Origin of the sequence: Sphingomonas melonis (assembly GCF_013409985.1) — a bacterium.
Taxonomy (GTDB): Bacteria; Pseudomonadota; Alphaproteobacteria; order Sphingomonadales; family Sphingomonadaceae; genus Sphingomonas; species Sphingomonas melonis_A.
The window spans coordinates 160,936-178,149 of record NZ_JACCBY010000003.1 but is presented as its reverse complement, the minus strand read 5'-3'; the positions used below and the strand labels follow the sequence as shown (position 1 = coordinate 178,149).

At 68.6% G+C, this 17,214-nt stretch carries 19 protein-coding genes and 1 tRNA gene; 14 read left to right on the top strand and 6 right to left on the bottom strand.

Annotated features, from left to right (window positions below; all coding sequences use genetic code 11):
- Positions 1-15: 15 nt before the first annotated feature.
- From HD841_RS11570 to HD841_RS11560, 3 genes are all read right to left on the bottom strand, one after another.
- A complete protein-coding gene (locus HD841_RS11570) occupies positions 16-1,149 on the bottom strand; it encodes a glycosyltransferase (RefSeq protein ID WP_179509045.1) in 1,134 nt (377 codons plus the stop codon).
- A 96-nt stretch (positions 1,150-1,245) separates the two neighbouring features.
- A complete protein-coding gene (locus tag HD841_RS11565; protein WP_373563002.1) occupies positions 1,246-2,484 on the bottom strand; it encodes a DUF418 domain-containing protein in 1,239 nt (412 codons plus the stop codon).
- Entirely contained in the window at positions 2,481-3,338 is an 858-nt protein-coding gene (locus tag HD841_RS11560) for an alpha/beta fold hydrolase (RefSeq protein WP_179509044.1), read from the bottom strand. Before HD841_RS11560 ends, HD841_RS11565 begins: the two co-directional genes overlap by 4 nt.
- Positions 3,339-3,375: 37 nt before the next feature.
- On the opposite strand from HD841_RS11560, the gene HD841_RS11555 reads away from it, so the two are divergent.
- The 4 genes from HD841_RS11555 (at position 3,376) to HD841_RS11540 (ending at position 7,030) form a co-directional block, all read left to right on the top strand.
- On the top strand, positions 3,376-4,734 hold the full coding sequence (locus HD841_RS11555) for a protein adenylyltransferase SelO family protein (protein WP_179509043.1): 1,359 nt from the start codon (positions 3,376-3,378) through the stop codon (positions 4,732-4,734).
- 136 nt (positions 4,735-4,870) lie between these two features.
- Entirely contained in the window at positions 4,871-6,283 is a 1,413-nt protein-coding gene (gene astD, locus HD841_RS11550; RefSeq protein ID WP_179509042.1) for a succinylglutamate-semialdehyde dehydrogenase, read from the top strand.
- A gap of 2 nt (positions 6,284-6,285) precedes the next feature.
- Positions 6,286-6,831: a hypothetical protein gene (locus HD841_RS11545; protein WP_179509041.1), complete on the top strand. Its 546-nt coding sequence runs from the start codon at positions 6,286-6,288 to the stop codon at positions 6,829-6,831.
- A gap of 7 nt (positions 6,832-6,838) precedes the next feature.
- Positions 6,839-7,030 (top strand): hypothetical protein, encoded by a 192-nt coding sequence (locus HD841_RS11540; protein ID WP_179509040.1) that lies wholly within the window; start codon positions 6,839-6,841, stop codon positions 7,028-7,030.
- Between the two features lie 30 nt (positions 7,031-7,060).
- On the opposite strand, the gene HD841_RS11535 is transcribed toward HD841_RS11540, so the two are convergent.
- The gene (locus tag HD841_RS11535) at positions 7,061-7,774 is read right to left on the bottom strand and encodes an EAL domain-containing protein (protein WP_179509039.1); all 714 of its coding nucleotides are present in this window, start codon (positions 7,772-7,774) and stop codon (positions 7,061-7,063) included.
- A 344-nt stretch (positions 7,775-8,118) separates the two neighbouring features.
- Here HD841_RS11535 and cobA point away from each other — a divergent pair, with 344 nt between their 5' ends.
- The 6 genes from cobA to HD841_RS11505 all read left to right on the top strand — a co-directional run bounded on the left by cobA (position 8,119) and on the right by HD841_RS11505 (position 14,451).
- Positions 8,119-8,949, top strand: coding sequence for a uroporphyrinogen-III C-methyltransferase (cobA, locus tag HD841_RS11530; protein ID WP_179509038.1), 831 nt, complete (start codon positions 8,119-8,121; stop codon positions 8,947-8,949).
- Positions 8,946-9,242, top strand: a complete 297-nt coding sequence (locus HD841_RS11525) for a DUF2849 domain-containing protein (protein WP_038661225.1) — start codon at positions 8,946-8,948, stop codon at positions 9,240-9,242. The genes cobA and HD841_RS11525 overlap by 4 nt, the downstream gene beginning before the upstream one ends.
- 672 nt (positions 9,243-9,914) lie before the next feature.
- Complete coding sequence (locus HD841_RS11520; RefSeq protein ID WP_179509037.1) at positions 9,915-11,546, top strand: nitrite/sulfite reductase; 1,632 nt, start codon at positions 9,915-9,917, stop codon at positions 11,544-11,546.
- A complete protein-coding gene (locus HD841_RS11515; RefSeq protein ID WP_137897461.1) occupies positions 11,539-11,970 on the top strand; it encodes a DUF934 domain-containing protein in 432 nt (143 codons plus the stop codon). Before HD841_RS11520 ends, HD841_RS11515 begins: the two co-directional genes overlap by 8 nt.
- Positions 11,963-12,721 carry a phosphoadenylyl-sulfate reductase gene (locus HD841_RS11510; RefSeq protein WP_179509036.1) on the top strand — a complete coding sequence of 253 codons (759 nt, stop codon included), beginning with the start codon at positions 11,963-11,965 and terminating at the stop codon, positions 12,719-12,721. Before HD841_RS11515 ends, HD841_RS11510 begins: the two co-directional genes overlap by 8 nt.
- 101 nt (positions 12,722-12,822) lie before the next feature.
- The gene (locus HD841_RS11505) at positions 12,823-14,451 is read left to right on the top strand and encodes a histidine kinase famiy protein (RefSeq protein ID WP_179509035.1); all 1,629 of its coding nucleotides are present in this window, start codon (positions 12,823-12,825) and stop codon (positions 14,449-14,451) included.
- A gap of 19 nt (positions 14,452-14,470) precedes the next feature.
- Here the strand turns inward: HD841_RS11505 and HD841_RS11500 are convergent.
- Positions 14,471-14,560, bottom strand: a tRNA-Ser gene (locus tag HD841_RS11500).
- A 118-nt stretch (positions 14,561-14,678) separates the two neighbouring features.
- On the opposite strand from HD841_RS11500, the gene hspQ reads away from it, so the two are divergent.
- From hspQ to HD841_RS11480, 4 genes are all read left to right on the top strand, one after another.
- Positions 14,679-15,065 (top strand): heat shock protein HspQ, encoded by a 387-nt coding sequence (hspQ, locus tag HD841_RS11495; protein ID WP_179509034.1) that lies wholly within the window; start codon positions 14,679-14,681, stop codon positions 15,063-15,065.
- Between the two features lie 137 nt (positions 15,066-15,202).
- Positions 15,203-15,499, top strand: coding sequence for a 50S ribosomal protein L21 (gene rplU / locus HD841_RS11490; protein WP_017979337.1), 297 nt, complete (start codon positions 15,203-15,205; stop codon positions 15,497-15,499).
- A 27-nt stretch (positions 15,500-15,526) separates the two neighbouring features.
- Positions 15,527-15,796: a 50S ribosomal protein L27 gene (gene rpmA, locus HD841_RS11485; RefSeq protein WP_037534549.1), complete on the top strand. Its 270-nt coding sequence runs from the start codon at positions 15,527-15,529 to the stop codon at positions 15,794-15,796.
- Positions 15,797-15,969: 173 nt separating this feature from the next.
- The gene (locus HD841_RS11480) at positions 15,970-16,515 is read left to right on the top strand and encodes a GNAT family N-acetyltransferase (RefSeq protein WP_257015460.1); all 546 of its coding nucleotides are present in this window, start codon (positions 15,970-15,972) and stop codon (positions 16,513-16,515) included.
- 13 nt (positions 16,516-16,528) lie between these two features.
- Here the strand turns inward: HD841_RS11480 and HD841_RS11475 are convergent, their stop codons facing one another.
- Complete coding sequence (locus tag HD841_RS11475) at positions 16,529-17,191, bottom strand: YoaK family protein (RefSeq protein ID WP_179509033.1); 663 nt, start codon at positions 17,189-17,191, stop codon at positions 16,529-16,531.
- Positions 17,192-17,214: the final 23 nt, after the last annotated feature.

The following is a 17,214-nucleotide window of genomic DNA, read 5'->3' as shown; positions in this document are numbered from 1 at the left end:
GGGCGGTGCAGCAGCCTAGCCCAGCGCCCCCGGCCGCCCCATCGCGCCGGCGTACAGCGCCTTGTACCGGGCGATCATCGCGCGCTCGTCATAATCGGCCCGCGCCTTCGCCTGGTTCGCCGCGCCCACCCGCGCGCGCAGATCGGCATCCGAAACCAGCGCCTGCAACGCATCGCGCAGCAGCACCTCGTCGCCGCCGGTCACGAAGGGCGCATTCTCCGCCGCGACCATGCGGGGCACGTCGCCGACCGGCGTGCTCACCACCGGCAACCCGGCCGCCATCCCCTCGACGACGCTGATCGGGAACTGTTCGCTCGCCGAGGACAGCGCGAGGATGTCGAAATGTCCGACGAAGCGGTGCGGCTGGCCGAGAAAGCCCGGCAGCACCACGCGATCCGCGATCCCCATCGCCCGTGCGGTCGATTCGATCGCCGCGCGCTCGGGCCCCTCACCGACGATCACCAGCCGGAACCGGCCGGCGATCCCGCCGCAGGCGCGCACCAGCAGCGGCAGGTTCTTGACCTCGCGCAGCCCGGCGAGCGCGCCGATCACCACCTCCTTGCCGTTCGGCACGAAACCGGGAATCGCTCGCGGGTCCGGCTTCTGCGCGTAAAGCGCGGTGTCGATGCCGTTGGCGATGCGATGCACCCGCGCCGCCGGCTGCTTCCACGTCCGTCGCGCGATCGTCTCCAGCGCCTCCGATGGCACGACCAGCGCATGCGCCGCGCCGAGGGCGATGCGGCGATAGACGTTCCGCTCGATCTTCAGGCCCCTCGCCTCGTCGGCGTTGAAACCGTCCTCGTGATGGACGAGCGGCGGCGCACCCTTGGGAAACACCCGCCGCGCCATCACGCCGTCGATCGCGCCCCAATTGTAGGTCAGCACCAAGTCGAACCGCCGCATGAACGCCGCCAGCGCCTCGTAGCGCGCCACCGACGGCCGCCCGGTAAGCGACGGCGGATCCTGTGCGATCTCATAGCGTATGCCCTTGGCGATCGATGCGCGCGCGCCGAGCTGATCGGGCACGCCGCTGACGATCGTATGCCGCGCCACATCGCCGAACGCGTTCATCAGCCGCACCGCCCGCGCCTCCTTGCCGCCCAGGCTGAAGCTCGAATGGAGGTGCAGGATGTGAACGGGTTGCGGCATGACGTATCGTGTAGCGGCGCCGCGCGCTTCGCGGAAGAACGCTTGGTGCCCGTCAATCGCCCCCAGCCACGCGGCTGGTGCCTCCTGCCGTTCTCCTCACCGCAGCCGCAGCCAGCGCCCCTCGACCATTGAGCGCCACGCCCATTCGACCGGCGCGATGCGGAACCGCCGCACCCACAGGACGGCAGCGCACAGCAGCACGGCATCCACCACCAGCGCCAGCGCCATCATCGCCGCCCAGCCCATCCGCCCGTAGAGGCCCAGGCCGTAGGGCGAGAATATCAGCCACGACACGATCAATGTCTGCGCGACGTACAGCGTCAGCGCGGTCCGCCCCGCCGCGGCGAACGGCGCCAGCCACCGCCCGCCGCGCGCGCTCGCGACCAGCAGCGCGATCGCCGCGACATGGCCGCAGGTCATCGCCAGCCGCGCGATATCCTCCCACATCCAGGCGATCTCGCCGCGACCGTCGAAGCGCGTGGCCTCCCACGCGCCGTACAGCCGCAGTGGCAGCCCGATGCCATAGCCCCAGGCGAGCATCCGCCGGTAGCGCCGCCGGGACCAGCCGCCCTGCAACGCGCCCAGCCGGAACAGACCCGCCCCGATCAGCATCGTCGCCGCGGCCTCCCAGACGTAGACGACCTCTTCGCCGCCGAGGCGTTCCAGCGCCACCCGGCGCTGTCCGGCCGTCCAGTCGGCGCGCGTGCCGTGGCCGAAGCGATCCTCGCGCGCGACCGCCGCGGCGTTCGCCTGCGCCATCTGCACGCGCGCCGCCGCCGGCACCTCCGCCGTCAGCCCGCTCGCCAGCGTGAACGCGGCATAGGACAGGCCGACGGCGAACAGCGCGCGCGTCGACAGCGTCCGGAACGCGCAGGCGAGCAGCGCCGCCACGGCATAGGTGTGCAGGATATCGCCCGGCCACAGCAGCAGAAACATGTGCGCGATGCCCAGCGCCCACAGCACCAGATTGCGCCAGCCGTAGCGCAGCGACACCGCGAGCGGATTGTCCGAGGCCGCCGCGATCCGATCGGTGAGGATCAGCATGCCCGCGCCGAACAGCATTTCGAGCAGCGCCCGCGCCGTCCCCTCGACCAGCACCGTCTGCAACCACCACGCCGGCCGGTCGGCGCCGCTCCAGCCGATGTGGCGGATGTCCGCCCAATTAGCGGTCATCGACGCGCCCATCTCGCTGACGTTCATGAACAGGATGGCGAGGATCGCCACCCCGCGCAGGATGTCGAGCAGCACCAGCCGCGGCGCACCGTCCGGCTCGTCGCCGCCCGCAGCGACGGCGGGCAGCGCCGCCGCCGCGCCGCCCTCCGCCCCGCGGCTCACGCCTCGGCGCGCGCGAGCAACCGGTCGATCGGCTCCTGCAACGCCGGCTCGCTCAATGTCGGCGCATGGCCGACCCCGGGCAGCGTCACCAGCTCGCCCTGGTCGAGCGCCGCCAGCATCCGCTCCGCCACCGGCTGCGACAGCACGTCGGAGCGGCCGCCGCGGACGATCAGCACCGGCACCGCGCGCAGGCTCGACAGCGCCGCCCACATGTCCGGCCCGCTCTCGTTGCCCGGCGTCTTGAACGGCTCGGCGATCTTCAGGTCATAGTCGAGCACGATCCGGCCGCTGCTGGTCAGCCGGTAGACGCGCTTGGCCATCGCCAGCCAGTCCTCGATCTTCCAGTCCGGATAGACGTCGGCATGGGCATCCTGCAGCGTCCGCGCCGCGTGCATCCAGGTCGGGCAGCTGCTGCCCTTGCCGACATAGCCGCGGATGCGGCTGATCCCGGTCGCCTCGATCTCCGGCCCGACGTCGTTGAGCAGCGCCGCGGCGATCCCCGCGCCCGCCTGCGCCAGCAGCATCGTCACGATCCCGCCCAGCGAGGTGCCGACCGCGACGAAGCGCGTGATCCCGCGTTCGGCGAGCAGCGCCTGCACGTCCGCGACATAGGTCGCGGGGACATAGGTCATCGGGTCCTTGGCATAGTCGCTCTTGCCGCGACCGCGGAAATCGACCGCGATCACCTGCCGCCGTCCCGACAGCCGCGCCGCCAGCGCGTCATAGTCGCGCGCGTTGCGGGTCAGGCCCGGCAGGCACAGCACCGGCGGCAGTCCCTCGTCGCCCGGATAGAAACGGTAATGCAGCTTCAGCCCGTCGGCAGACAGCCGATAGCAGTTTTCATAGGCGGCCATGGTTGCGTCCTGAGGTTGGCGACCTCCATATCCACACATGCCCACCCACCCGCAAGCGTACCGCCCCGAAACCGCCCTGCTCGATCTCGGGCCGACGCTGTCCGATCCCGTCCAGGCCGCGAGGTTCCCCGAAACGCGGCTGCGCTTCCGCAACGATCGCGCCGCCGCCGAGGTGGGGCTCGACACGCTGACCGACGGCGAATGGGCGGCGGCGTTCGGCCGCTTCGTCCCCCTCCCCGGCACGCTGCCGCAGCCGCTCGCGCTGCGCTATCACGGCCATCAGTTCCGCCAGTACAATCCCGATATCGGCGATGGCCGCGGCTTTACCTTCGCGCAGCTGCGCGATGCCGACGGCCGGCTCATGGACCTCGGCACCAAGGGATCGGGCACCACGCCGTACAGCCGCTTCGGCGACGGCCGGCTGACGCTGAAGGGCGGGGTGCGCGAAATCCTCGCCACCGAGATGCTCGAGGCGCTCAATGTCCCCACCAGCCGCACGCTGTCGCTGATCGAGACCGGTGAGGAACTGGTCCGCGGCGACGAGCCGTCGCCGACGCGTTCGGCGGTGCTGGTGCGCCTGAGCCACGGCCATATCCGCATCGGCAGCTTCCAGCGGCTCGCCTATCATCAGGACGAGGCGGGTATGCGCGCGCTGGTCCGCTACGTCCTCGGCCATCTCTACGGCGAAGAATCGGACGATCCGTTGCGCCTCCTCGACCTCGTCGTCGGCCGCACCGCCACGCTCGCCGCGCGCTACATGGCGGCGGGGTTCGTCCATGGCGTGCTCAACAGCGACAATATCAACGTCACCGGCGAGAGTTTCGACTACGGGCCGTGGCGCTTCGCCCCGACCTGGGACCCCGCGTTCACCGCCGCCTATTTCGACCATGCCGGCCTCTATGCCTTCGGTCGCCAGCCCGAGGCGATCTATTGGGACGTGATGCAGCTCGCCGCCTCGCTGCGGCTGATCGCCGAGAGCGATCCGCTGATCGCCACGCTCGAAACGTTCGCCGCGCGCTACCAGCCTGAGATCACCGCGGCGCTGCTCTGGCGGCTCGGCGTGCGCCCGCGCGGCGGCGAGGAGGATCGTGCGCTGGTCCAGACGATGGAACGGGCGCTGCGCAGTTCCGAAGCACCGATGGACCGGTTCTTCTTCGACGTCTTCGGCGGCGTGCTACCCGACAGCTATGGCGCGGAGTGGCAGCCGTTCCGTGACGCACTCACCGCCTACACCCCGCGCAAGGACCGCAGCCACGCCTATTGGCAGGGCGAGCCGTGCAGCATGCTGATCGACGAGGTCGAGGCGATCTGGACGCCGATCGCCGACGCCGACGGTTGGACCGCGCTCGATGCCAAGGTCGCGGCGATCAGGCAGATGGGCGAGGCGCTGGCGTAACCAACGCCTTCCTTCCCTCTCCCTCCGTTAGGCCTGACGGAGGGGGAGAACACGGCACACCCGCGATCCCCCCGCCCCCACCTTGCCGCCCCGCCGCCATTCGCCTAACTCGTTGAACTGGACAGACAGGGTACGCATGGCCGACGCGATCATCTCCTACGAACCCGCGACCGGCGCCGAGCTGTGGAGCGGCGCGATCGGCGACGCCGATGTCGAGGTCGCCGCCGCGCGCGGCGGCTGGGCGCGCTGGGCTGCGCTGCCGCTCACCGTCCGGATCGAGACGATGCGCCGCTTCGGCAACGTCGTCCGCCAGCGCCACGAAGCCTTCGCCGACCTGCTCGCGCGCGAAACCGGCAAGCCCCTGTGGGAGGCGCGGACCGAGATCGACACGGTCATCGCCAAGGTCGACATCTCCGTCAACGCCTATGCCGAGCGCACCGCGCAGCGCCGCCTCGAATCGCCGATGGGCAGCCGCATGGCGCTGCGCCACAAGCCGCACGGCGTGCTCGCGGTGCTCGGGCCGTACAATTTCCCCGCGCACCTGCCCAACGGCCATATCGTCCCCGCGCTGCTCGCCGGCAACGCGGTGGTCTTCAAGCCGTCGGAAAAGACGCCCGCCACCGGCGCTTTCCTCGTCGATTGCTATCGCGCCGCCGGCGTGCCCGAGGCGTGCGTCCGCCTGCTGATCGGCGGCCCTGCCGAGGGCAAGGCACTGGCCGATCATGACGATATCGACGGGCTGCTGTTCACCGGCTCGGCGCGCACCGGCCTTGCGCTCAACCGCGCCTTCGCCGCCAAGCCCGAGAAGATCCTCGCGCTCGAAATGGGCGGCAACAACCCGATCATCGTCTGGGACACGCCCGACCTCCATTCGGCGGCGGTGCTGGTCATCCAGTCCGCCTTCACCACCGCCGGCCAGCGCTGCACCGCCGCGCGCCGGCTGATCGTCGAGGACCGGCTCTACCAGCCGCTGATCGACGCGATCTGCGCGATGGTCGGCCGGCTGATCGTCGGCAGCCCGCACGACGATCCGCAGCCCTTCATGGGCCCGGTCATCGACAACGTGGTCGCCGACCAGCTCAGCGAGAGCTTCCTGGAATTGCTGATGCGCGGCGGGCGACCGATCCGCCACCTCGAACGCCCGGTCGCCGACCGGCCGTTCCTCACCCCGGCGCTGATCGACATGACGGCGGCCACCGAGCATCCCGATATCGAATTGTTCGGCCCGATCCTCCAGGTCTATCGTGCCGCCGAGTTCGACGAGGCGATCGCGATCGCCAACAACACGCGCTACGGCCTGTCGGCGGCGTTGGTCAGCCAGACCCCGGCCCTCTACGACCGATTCTGGGCGAGCATCCGCGCCGGCATCGTCAACTGGAACCGGCCGACCAACGGCGCCTCCTCCTCGGCCCCGTTCGGCGGCATCGGCTGGAGCGGCAACCACCGCCCGAGCGCTTATTACGCCGCGGATTATTGCGCCTATCCGGTGGTCAGCAACGAAGCCGAATCGGCCCGCGCCAACATCGGCATCGGCCTGCGCGACGCCTGACGATGAGCCTGCCGGACGACTATATCGCCGTCCTGGAACATCTCGGCAGAGCGTTCGCGCAATACAGACGGACGACCTCCAGCGATGCCGTGCTGGTCGGTGGCGCCGCCACCGCACTACGAACGAGTGGCGCCTTCATGTCGGCGGATTTCGATGTCGTGGCCGCAGATGATGAGGCTTTCTCCCGCGCCATGATCCACGCAGGTTTCATCGCCGAAGGAGGAACCGGCCATCTCGCTGGCGGCTTCCGCCACCCGCAGCATCGCAATTACGTCGTAGAACAGGTCAGCGGCCCCTTGTTCGATGGCCTGACCGACCCACGGCGGATGATCCGCCTGGTCACAGCCCATGGTGGCGAGATCGTTCTTCCGGCCATAGAAGACTTGATCGCGGATAGATTAGGTCAGCACGCCGTCGCCAGCGTGTCCGACCCGTCGCGCCTTCTCCAGGCGAGGGCGTTACTCAAGATGGCGGAGACGATCGACCGGGAATATCTGCATCGACGGATCGTTCAGGAAGGTGGCGATCCGGCCCTGATCGGGCTATAGTCGATCCATGCAGATCGTCGCGCTGGCAACATTTTTGGCCGACGTAGAGAAGCGCGCGCAGGCAACGGGCGTGGCGGATATTCCTGTCGATGCGCTGCGCAACAAAGGCGCCGGTCGAACCGCTAAGAAACGCGACCTGCTAGCGCGCGCCGCGGAACACGATTCCGACGCTGGCACGATCGTGAAAAGCTACTTCTGATCAGGTCAGCGGTCCACCGCGACGCCCGCCTCACCCCACCGCGACGCGGCGCACCTCGGGCAGGGTCACCGTCGGCAGGCACTTGAACCCCGGCTTGGCGAGCAGATAGCCCTGGATATAGCGGATGCCGAGCGCACGCAGCACCTCATATTCCGCCACCGTTTCGACCCCCTCGGCGATCACGGTGATGTCGAGCGACTGGGCGATCCGCACCACGCCCTCGACGATCATCCGCCGCGGCAGGCTCTGCTCGATGCCGCGGATCAGGTCCATGTCGAGCTTGATATAATCGGTCTGGAACTTGGCGAGCAGGCCGAGCCCCGCGTGACCCGCGCCGAAATCGTCGATCGCGGTGCCGAAGCCCATCGCGGTATAGGATTCGACGATCGTCTTGACGTGCGCGGTGTCGGTCATCTCCTCGTTCTCGGTGAATTCGAAGATCAGCCGGTCGGTCGGAAAGCCGGTCGCATGCGCGGTCTTCAGCGTCAGCTGGATGCAGGCGAGCGGCGAATAGACCGCGTTTGGCAGGAAGTTGATCGACAGCCGCGCCTCGGTATCGAGGATCCCTGCCGCCACCGCCCCCTCGATCGCCGCGACCCGGCATTGCTGGTCGAAGGCGTAGCGGTTCTCCGGCGTCACCTGCGCCAGCACCGTGCCCGCCCCGGCCCCGTCCGCGCCGCGCACCAGCGCCTCATAGGCGAACGGACGGCCGGTGGTGACATCGACGATGGGCTGAAATGCCATGGCGATGGCAAACGGATGCTGCTCCGCCCGACATCCCTGACATCCGGCTGGCGTGACGTGCTTCATAGCATCGGGCCGTAGCCCGGCGGATGCTAAGGCTTCGTAAATGCGAGATTATCCTTTTCCGGCGGCTCAGCGAACGCTCGCCGCACCGCCGCCTGCCGCCTGCTCAGGCCCGGCGGCGGCGACAGCGCCGCTGGGGCACCCTCCTCCTTGGCTATGCGGATGATCCCGGCGCTGCCCACGCCACTCCCGCCGCCCGTCATGCCCGCCGAAAGCTCCCCTAACCCCCGCGAAAGCAACGCTGGCTTGTCGCCCTGCCCGCACCGGCCCATCTGACGATCATGGCCACGCTTCTCGATCCGAACGCCCGCGGGCGCGTCATTCTGGTCGGTGCCGGTCCGGGCGATCCGGGCCTGCTCACCGTCCGCGCCGTCGAGGCGCTGCGCAGCGCCGATATCGTCGTCCACGACGGCCTGATCGACCCGCGCGTGCTCGACATCGCGCCGCCCGCGGCGCAGCGCATCTCGGTCGCCAAGCGCCGCGCGCGCCACACGCTGCCGCAGGAGGCGATCAACGCGCTGATCGTCGCGCATGTGAAGACCGGCGCGATCGTCGTCCGCCTCAAGGGCGGCGACCCCTTCATCTTCGGCCGCGGCGGCGAGGAAGTCGAGGCGGTGCGCGCCGCCGGCCTGCCGGTCGAGGTCATCCCCGGCGTCTCGGCGGCGCTCGGCTGCGCGGCGGAGGCGATGCTGCCGCTCACCCATCGCGACCACAGCAGTGCGGTCAGCTTCGTCGCCGGTCAGTGCAAGGGCCTCTCCGATCAGGGCTGGTCCGGCCTCGCCGGTCAGGGCCGTACGCTGGTGATCTACATGGGCGTCGCCACCGCGGCCGATATCGCCGACAAGCTGATGGCCGATGGCGTCGCCCCCGACATGCCGGTCGCCGTGCTCGAACGCGGCACGCTCGCGGGCAGCCGCGCGATCCGCACCTTGCTCGCCGATCTCGGCCCGATGGTGACGCGCGAACGCGTGCAGAGCCCGGCGATCATCGTCGTCGGCGAGGTCGTCGAACTCTCCGACGCCGAGGACAAGCTCGCCCGCTGGGCGCGCATCGCCGAGGGCACCCACGACGGTCATACGGTCGTAGGGCCTGCCGAGGAGACCGCGGCATGAGGCTCCTCACCGGCAACGATCTCCCGACCGGCGACGTCGTGTGGTGGACCGGCACCGGCTGGTCGCGCCATGTCGAGGACGCGGTCGATGTCGGCACCGAGGGCGAAGGCATCCTGCGCACCGAGGAAGGCGCGCGGCGCGTCAACGTGCCCTATCTCATCGACGCGATCCCGACGCCCGACGGCCCGCGCCCGGCGCATATCAAGGACCGCATCCGCGCTCTGGGTCCGACCGTGCGGCCTGACCTGACGCTCAAGCCGGCCGACCCGTCGGCGGGAAGCTGGGTGATATGATGCGCGCGAAGCCGCGAAGCCGCGAAGGGACGGTTCTGGTTCGCGCAGAGGCGCGGAGGCGCGGAGGGGTTGCGCCTGCCGGTACTGGCGCGCTTATTCGCGAAGGACGGGTGACCGGACCGTGGCTGGCGCGAGCACACGCCCGCCCCACCCCGATCGTCATCCCGACCGCCCCTGTAGCGATCCCGACCTCCCGGATCGCGATCACGACCGCCCGTTTCGCGGCCCCAACCTCCCCAATCGCGATCACGACCGCCCGCTTCGCGGCTCCAACCTCCCCAATCGCGCTGACGACCGCCCGTTTCGCGGCTCCAACCTCCCCAATCGTCATCCCGACGAAAGTCGGGACCCGTGGACACGATGCTGCCCGTGAGACGCGGAACGGCAGCAACGGCCATGCCGCTCCCGCCCGGTTGTGGCCGAGCCCGTCGCAGCGCGGTGAGACCCAAATCACCCAAACCAAGCCACGCGCCCGTCCCCAAGCGGAACCGCAACCATGGGTCCCGGCCTTCGCCGGGATGACGAAGGAGGCCGGCGTCCACCCCGCGCACCACCAGCGCGACACCTCCGCGCCTCCGCGCCTCCGCGCGAACCAAAACCCTCTTCTCCCCACATTGCGCCTGCGCGCGAACCCAGCAGCCCTCGCCACGCACGCGGGCCGGAAAGCCGATCATGTATAAATACGACCAATACGACCAGGCGATCGTCGATGCGCGCGTCGATGAGTTCCGCGACCAGGTCGAGCGCCGCCTGTCCGGCCAGCTCACCGAGGATCAGTTCAAGCCGCTGCGGCTGATGAACGGCCTCTACCTTCAGCTGCACGCCTATATGCTGCGCGTCGCCATTCCCTATGGCACGCTCGATGCGCGGCAGATGCGCATGCTCGGCAGCATCGCGCGCGACTATGACCGCGGCTACGGCCATTTCACCACGCGCCAGAACCTCCAGTTCAACTGGATCAAGCTCGCCGATACGCCCGACATCCTCGCCCGCCTCGCGACCGTCGAGATGCATGCGATCCAGACCAGCGGCAATTGCATCCGCAACATCAGCGCCGACCAATATGCCGGCGCCGCCGCCGACGAGGTCGCCGATCCCCGCCCCTGGGCCGAGCTGATCCGCCAGTGGAGCACCTTCCACCCCGAATTCAGCTACCTGCCGCGCAAGTTCAAGATCGCGGTGATCGCGTCGGCGGAGGATCGTGCCGCGATGCGCCTGCACGATATTGGCATCCAGCTTGTCGAGCGCGACGGCGAACTGGGCGGTGCGATCTATGTCGGCGGCGGCATGGGCCGCACGCCGATGGTCAGCCACCTGATCCGCGATTTCGTCACCGCCGACGATCTGATGAGCTATCTCGAGGCGTGCCTGCGCGTCTACAATCGCTACGGCCGGCGCGACAATATCTACAAGGCACGGATCAAGATCCTGCTCCACGAGATCGGCCCCGACGAATATCGCCGCCAGGTCGAGGAGGAGTTCCTCGCGGTCAAGCAACTCGGCATCGATCCGCCGCGTGCCGAGCTCGAGCGGATCACCGCGATGTTCGCGCCGCCGGCCTTCGCGACCGACGTGCCGACCGAGGTCGATCGCAGCGAACCCGACTTCGCGGTCTGGCTCGACCAGAACGTCGCCGCGCACAGACAGCCGGGCTATGCGATCGTCAACGTCAGCCTGAAGCCCGCCGGCGGCATTCCCGGCGACGCCAGCGCCGACCAGATCGACCTGCTCGCCGATCTGGGAGAAAGGTTCTCCTTCAATGAGTTACGGGTAACGCACGCGCAGAACATCGTCCTGCCGCACGTCGCTATGCGTGACCTTGGTGACGTTTGGCGGCGGCTGTCGGACGCCGGTCTCGCCGAACCCAACCTCGACCTGATCACCGACATCATCGCCTGCCCCGGCCTCGATTATTGCAGCCTCGCCAACGCCCGTTCGATCCCGCTCGCGCAGAAGATCGCCGCGCGCTTCGCCGACCGCGACCGCCAGCGCGAACTCGGCGAACTGAAGCTCAAGATCTCGGGCTGCATCAACGCCTGCGGCCACCATCACGCTGGCCACATCGGCATCCTCGGCGTCGACAAGAAGGGCACGGAGAACTACCAGCTCTCGCTCGGCGGCTCGGGCGCGGAGGACGTCAGCCTCGCCAAGATCACCGGCCCCGGTTTCTCGGAAGACGGCGTCGTCGACGCGATCGAGCGCGTCACCGACCGCTATCTCGCGGTGCGCGAGCCGGGCGAGCGGTTCCTCGACACCTATCGCCGCATCGGCTTCGAACCGTTCAAGGAGGCGATCTATGGTTGATGCAGCCCTGCTCCGCTTCCGCGACGACGAGCCGCACGACGAGCCCGCGGTGACGCTCGATGCCTTCCTCGGCCAGAGCAACGCCACCGCGGTCCGCCTTGAGGCCGGCGAGGATGCCCGCGCGCTGTTGCCGCAGCTCGGCCAGCTCGCGCTGGTCGAGGTCAGCTTCCCCTCGTTCCGCGACGGCCGCGGCTACAGCGCCGCACGCGTCCTGCGCGAGGCGGGCTATACCGGCGAGCTGCGCGCCGCGGGCGACGTGCTGGTCGACCAGCTGCCGCTGATGCGCCGCTGCGGGTTCGACAGCTTCGCGCCCGAAGCGCCGATCGACGCCGACACGCTGCAACGCAGCCTCGACCGCTACGACTATCGCTACCAGCCCGCCGCCGACGCGGTGGTGCCGGTATGGAAGCTGCGTCATGGGTGAGCCCGCCCGGGCGCTCGACGTCCTCGATGTCGCCCCGCCCTTCACCGCCGCCGACGCCGCGGCGATGCAGATCCGCTTCGCCGGCGTCCCCGCCGCCGACATGCTGCGCGAACTGCTGACCGGCGAGCTTGCCGGCCGCATCGCCTCGGTCTCGTCCTATGGCGCCGAATCGGCGGTGCTGCTCCACATGGTGGCGAGCATCGACAAGGACGTGCCGGTCATCTTCACCAACACGCAGAAGATGTTCGGGGAAACCCTCGCCTATCGCGACGAACTGTCCGAGAAGCTCGGCCTTACCGACCTGCGCGTCTTCCGCCCCGATCCGCGCATGCTCGGGCTGAAGGATGCCACCGGCATGCGCTGGTCCTACGACCCCGACGGCTGTTGCGAGATCCGCAAGGTCGAACCGCTGCGCCGCGCGCTGGCACCGTTCGATGCGTGGATCTCGGGCCGCAAGGGCTTCCAGGCGGGCACCCGCACCGCATTGCCGCGCTTCGAGGAGGACGAGGGCCGGCTCAAGCTCAATCCGCTCGCCGATTGGTCGAAGAGCCAGCTCGACGCCTATTTCGAGGAGCACGACCTGCCGCGCCACCCGCTGGAGGCACAGGGCTATCTGTCGATCGGCTGCGCGCCGTGCACCAGCAAGGTCAAGCCGGGCGAAGACCCGCGCGCCGGCCGCTGGCGCGGCTGGGACAAGGTGGAATGCGGCATCCACGTCTCGACGCTCCCCGGCGACGATCCGGCGTTTTAAACTGGATCGTCCCGGTCCGGGAACAACGGCAAGCCAAATGGGTTTTTCGCACCGATCGGCGATGCCATAAGGCCAAGCCCTACTCTAGCGCTTGGGACGTCATGGCCGACGGAACGCCGGAAAAACCGCGGGGCGGGCCGCCCCCTCACCTGCAAAGCGTCGTCAACCACGACATGGCGGACGACAAGAACGGCATCTTCTTCGCGGCGGTCTCGACCACGCGGATGCCGATGATCGTCACCGATCCCAATCAGCACGACAATCCCATCGTCTTCGCCAATCCGGCGTTCATCAACATGACCGGCTACAGCCGGGACGAGCTGATCGGCCGCAACTGCCGCCTGCTGCAGGGGCCCGACAGCGACCGCGAGACGATCGCCGAACTGCGCTGCTCGATCGAGCAGCGACGCGAGACCTCGGTCGAGATCCTCAACTACAAGAAGAATGGCGCCGCGTTCTGGAACGCGCTGTTCATGTCGCCGGTGTTCGATGCCGACGGCCGGCTGGTCTATTATTTCGCCTCGCAGCTCGACGTGACCCGCCGCCGCGATGCCGAAGAGGCCCTGCGCCAGGCGCAGAAGATGGAAGCGGTCGGGCAGCTGACCGGCGGCGTCGCGCACGATTTCAACAATCTGCTGACGGTGATCCAGGGCTTCGGCGACATCATCCTGTCCAACCTGGAACGCGACGGCGAGTTCGACCGCCAGAAGGCCGCGCGATCGATGCGCGCGGTGATGCAGGCGGCGGAGCGCGGCGCGACGCTCACCCAGCAATTGCTCGCCTTCTCGCGCAAGCAGAAGCTGCAGGGCCGCGTCGTCAACCTCGGCGACCTGCTCGACCAGTTGCAGCCGCTGATCGAGCGGACCGCGGGCGGCGCGATCAAGGTCGATATCCGCCAGGCCCCCAACATCTGCAACGCGCGGATCGACCCGACCCAGGCCGAGCTGGCGGTGATCAACATCCTGCTCAACGCGCGCGACGCGATGCCCGACGGCGGCACGATCACGATCGAGGCGAGCAACCGCACGATCGAGGCGGGCGACAAGGGCTTCGGCGAGCTCGAACCCGGCCATTACGTCATGCTCACCATCGCCGACCAGGGCACCGGCATGTCGCCCGAAATCCTCGCCCGCGTCACCGAGCCGTTCTTCACCACCAAGGATCAGGGCAAGGGCACCGGGCTCGGCCTGTCGATGGTCTATGGCTTCATGAAGCAGTCGGGCGGCTCGCTGCGCATCTATTCGGAGGAAGGCCACGGCACCACGGTGCGGATGCTGTTCCCGTGCGAGGCCGCCGCGGTCGAGCCGCAGGGATCGCAGGCCTCACGCCCGCTCGCCGACAAGCGCGGCAACGAGACGGTGCTGCTCGTCGAGGACCAGCAGGACGTCGGCGACTATGCCGAGGCGGTGCTGACCGACTTCGGCTATACCGTGCTGCGCGCCGACAATGCCGATGCGGCGCTGGAGTTGCTCGACGGGGCCGGCACGATCGACCTGCTGTTCAGCGACCTCATCATGCCCGGCGGCATGAACGGCGTGATGCTCGCCCGCGAGGTGAAGCGCCGCCGTCCGCGCATGCGCGTGCTGCTCACCACCGGCTATGCCGAATCGTCGATCGAGCGGGTCGACGCGCGCGGCGCCGAGTTCGAGCTGATCCAGAAGCCCTACAAGCGCAGCGAGCTCGCCACCAAGGTCCGCCGCGTCATCGACGGGCCGACCGGCGTCGGTTGAGTTCGCCCGGTAGGGAAAGTGGCGGAGAGGGAGGGATTCGAACCCTCGGTACCCGTAAAGGCACGCCGCATTTCGAGTGCGGTACAATCGACCACTCTGCCACCTCTCCGCAGAAGACGTTTCGAGGCGCGAAGGCCTGATCGGTCGGTCGAGGGCGCGCCTCTAACGGGTTCGTTTTGCGGTGGCAACACCCTTCCGCTTGTGCAGCGCAGAAAGACCACTAAATTATGCCCATGCCTCGACACGATCCTACCGGTGCGCTTCCCTTCGTCGAGATCGAAGCCCCCGCGATCGCCCATGCCCGCTTTTCGATCGGCGACGTGGTGCGCCATCGCCTGTTCGACTTTCGCGGCGTGATCTTCGATGTCGATCCCGTCTTCTCGAACACCGACGAATGGTATGAGGCGATTCCGGAGAGCGTGCGCCCGACCAAGGACCAGCCCTTCTACCATCTGCTCGCCGAGAATATGGAATCGAGCTACATCGCTTATGTCAGCCAGCAGAATCTGGTGGCGGACGACAGCGACGAGCCGGTCGACCATCCGGCGATTTCCGGGCTGTTCACCGGATTCGCCGACGGCCGCTATGCGTTGCGCCGCGAACATCGCCATTAAGTCGGATTGAATCGCCGCCCGACGCCAGAATCACGGCGTCGGAGGTTGACAGCGACGTGCTATTTCCTTAGCTGCGACCGCTCATCCCGCCGGGCCTACCCGAGCGGGCATATGTTTTTTGGGAAGTGACTAAAGCCATGTTCGCAGTCGTGCGCACGGGCGGCAAGCAGTATCGCGTCGCCGCCGGAGACAAGATCGTCGTCGAGAAGCTGGATGGCGAAGCCGGCGCATCGATCACGCTGGGTGATGTCCTGCTCGCGGGCGAAGGCTCCGAGCTGAAGAGCGTCGAGGGTCTGACCGTCGCCGCCGAGATCGTCGCGCAGGCGAAGGGCGAGAAGGTCATCGTCTTCAAGAAGCGCCGCCGTCACAATTATCGCCGCAAGAACGGCCATCGCCAGAACCACACGATCCTCAAGATCGTTTCGGTCGGCTGAGCCCAGCGCGCACAGGAGTAGAGCAGCATGGCACATAAGAAAGCAGGCGGTTCGTCGCGCAACGGTCGCGATTCGGCCGGTCGTCGCCTCGGCGTGAAGAAGTTCGGTGGTCAGGAAGCGATCGCCGGCAACATCCTCGTGCGTCAGCGCGGCACCAAATTCTATCCGGGCGCCAATGTCGGCATCGGCAAGGACCACACCCTTTTTGCGCTCGTCGACGGCCGCGTGGCGTTCCACGAGGGCAAGCTCGGCCGTAAATTCTGCTCGGTGCAGATTATGGCGGAAGCTGCCGAATAACATCGGGTAACCAGCCGGGTTGCCCACCAGGGTGACCCGGTCGCACCGCCCAGGCGGTGCCAGCCAAATCAGGGAGACGGGTCACCCCGGCTCCCTTTTTTCTTGCTCCCCAACCTTTTGTCCCTGCCGCGTCACATGCGCGTGGCAGCGGCACGGCCAAGGAGAGAGCGAGAATGTTCGCCAGGACAAAGAGACTGACGCTGCGGCCGGCCTGGCCGGAGGATGCCGCAGCGCTGGCACAGGCGATCGGCCACGATGTGGTCACCCGGATGCTGTTGCGCGTCCCCCACCCTTATGGCCCGGCGGACGCGGACGCCTTTTGCGCGCTGCCGCGTGCGCATGACGAGGCGCGCTTCGTGATCGTCGCGCATGATCGCGGCGCGCCGGCGCTGATCGGCGGCATCGGCATCTCGGACCACGAGGGGTGCCCGAACCTCGGCTATTGGCTGACGCCGTCCGCCTGGGGCCGTGGCTATGCGACCGAGGCGGGCCGCGCGGTCGTCGAGATGGCGCGCCATGCGCTGCCGTTGCGCCGGCTCGATGCGTGGCATTTCGCCGACAATCCCGCCTCGGGCGCGGTGCTGCGCAAGCTGGGCTTCCGCGCCACCGGCCGGACGACGATGCGCCGGTCGCCGGCCCGCGCCGAGGCGGCGCCGACGCTGGGCTACGAGCTCGATCTCACCGACCGATGCGAGGCCGCGATGCCGATCGCGGCGTGAGGCGAATCGATCCTCAGCGCGCGCGCCGCGCCGCCACGCGGTCGGAGGGTCCGAGCCATGCCGCATAGGCCGTCAGCATCGCCGCGACTCCGGCCGCGACCGCGATGCTGGCGGTGCCGAGTCGCGGATAGACGATCGCGCCGATTACCGCGCCGCCGACCAGTCCGCACCACAGCAGCAGATAGGGCAGCCACGCCCAGCGCGGGCCGCCGAGAATCGCCGCCGCCAGCCGCTGCGCGAACTTGACCAGCGCGCCCGTCATATAGGTCACGCCGACACTGACCTCGCCGTCGTGCTGGAACAGGGTGTTGGCCATCCCCATCGCCGCCGCGAGCAACGCGGTCGTGCAGCCGGTCGAGACCCGGCCATCGGTCGCCGCCGCACCCGCCAGCAACACGGTGACGCCGATCAGCGTCGCGGGCTTGCGCCGCGCCCCCGCCATGGTGGTGACGATCGTCCCCGCCAGCACCCCGCCGACGAAGGCGGCGATCAGCCCCATCGCGATCCCGGCAACCGGCAGGCCCAAGGCGACCCCCACCGCCAGCCGCGTCGAATTGCCGCTCATGAACGAGACGAACAGCCCGTCGAGCTTGAGGAAGCCGATCGCATCGACATAACCGGCGAGCCCCGCCATGGCGGCGCCCAGAACCCAGAAGCGTTTCGCATATCGCGTCATGCCGCTGTCCCTAGCGCCTTTCG

What these genes read in the sequence shown, in the direction of transcription:
- HD841_RS11540 (WP_179509040.1), top strand. Translation starts at nt 6,839, where the DNA reads ATGCAGATCGTCGCGCTGGCAACATTTTTGGCCGACGTAGAGAAGCGC.
- HD841_RS11535 (WP_179509039.1), bottom strand. Translation starts at nt 7,774, where the DNA reads ATGGCATTTCAGCCCATCGTCGATGTCACCACCGGCCGTCCGTTCGCC.
- HD841_RS11480 (WP_257015460.1), top strand. Translation starts at nt 15,970, where the DNA reads ATGTTCGCCAGGACAAAGAGACTGACGCTGCGGCCGGCCTGGCCGGAG.
- HD841_RS11560 (WP_179509044.1), bottom strand. Translation starts at nt 3,338, where the DNA reads ATGGCCGCCTATGAAAACTGCTATCGGCTGTCTGCCGACGGGCTGAAG.
- HD841_RS11475 (WP_179509033.1), bottom strand. Translation starts at nt 17,191, where the DNA reads ATGACGCGATATGCGAAACGCTTCTGGGTTCTGGGCGCCGCCATGGCG.
- HD841_RS11570 (WP_179509045.1), bottom strand. Translation starts at nt 1,149, where the DNA reads ATGCCGCAACCCGTTCACATCCTGCACCTCCATTCGAGCTTCAGCCTG.
- HD841_RS11545 (WP_179509041.1), top strand. Translation starts at nt 6,286, where the DNA reads ATGAGCCTGCCGGACGACTATATCGCCGTCCTGGAACATCTCGGCAGA.
- HD841_RS11555 (WP_179509043.1), top strand. Translation starts at nt 3,376, where the DNA reads ATGCCCACCCACCCGCAAGCGTACCGCCCCGAAACCGCCCTGCTCGAT.
- HD841_RS11510 (WP_179509036.1), top strand. Translation starts at nt 11,963, where the DNA reads ATGGGTGAGCCCGCCCGGGCGCTCGACGTCCTCGATGTCGCCCCGCCC.
- astD (WP_179509042.1), top strand. Translation starts at nt 4,871, where the DNA reads ATGGCCGACGCGATCATCTCCTACGAACCCGCGACCGGCGCCGAGCTG.
- HD841_RS11505 (WP_179509035.1), top strand. Translation starts at nt 12,823, where the DNA reads ATGGCCGACGGAACGCCGGAAAAACCGCGGGGCGGGCCGCCCCCTCAC.
- cobA (WP_179509038.1), top strand. Translation starts at nt 8,119, where the DNA reads ATGGCCACGCTTCTCGATCCGAACGCCCGCGGGCGCGTCATTCTGGTC.
- rplU (WP_017979337.1), top strand. Translation starts at nt 15,203, where the DNA reads ATGTTCGCAGTCGTGCGCACGGGCGGCAAGCAGTATCGCGTCGCCGCC.
- HD841_RS11525 (WP_038661225.1), top strand. Translation starts at nt 8,946, where the DNA reads ATGAGGCTCCTCACCGGCAACGATCTCCCGACCGGCGACGTCGTGTGG.
- rpmA (WP_037534549.1), top strand. Translation starts at nt 15,527, where the DNA reads ATGGCACATAAGAAAGCAGGCGGTTCGTCGCGCAACGGTCGCGATTCG.
- HD841_RS11520 (WP_179509037.1), top strand. Translation starts at nt 9,915, where the DNA reads ATGTATAAATACGACCAATACGACCAGGCGATCGTCGATGCGCGCGTC.
- HD841_RS11515 (WP_137897461.1), top strand. Translation starts at nt 11,539, where the DNA reads ATGGTTGATGCAGCCCTGCTCCGCTTCCGCGACGACGAGCCGCACGAC.
- hspQ (WP_179509034.1), top strand. Translation starts at nt 14,679, where the DNA reads ATGCCCATGCCTCGACACGATCCTACCGGTGCGCTTCCCTTCGTCGAG.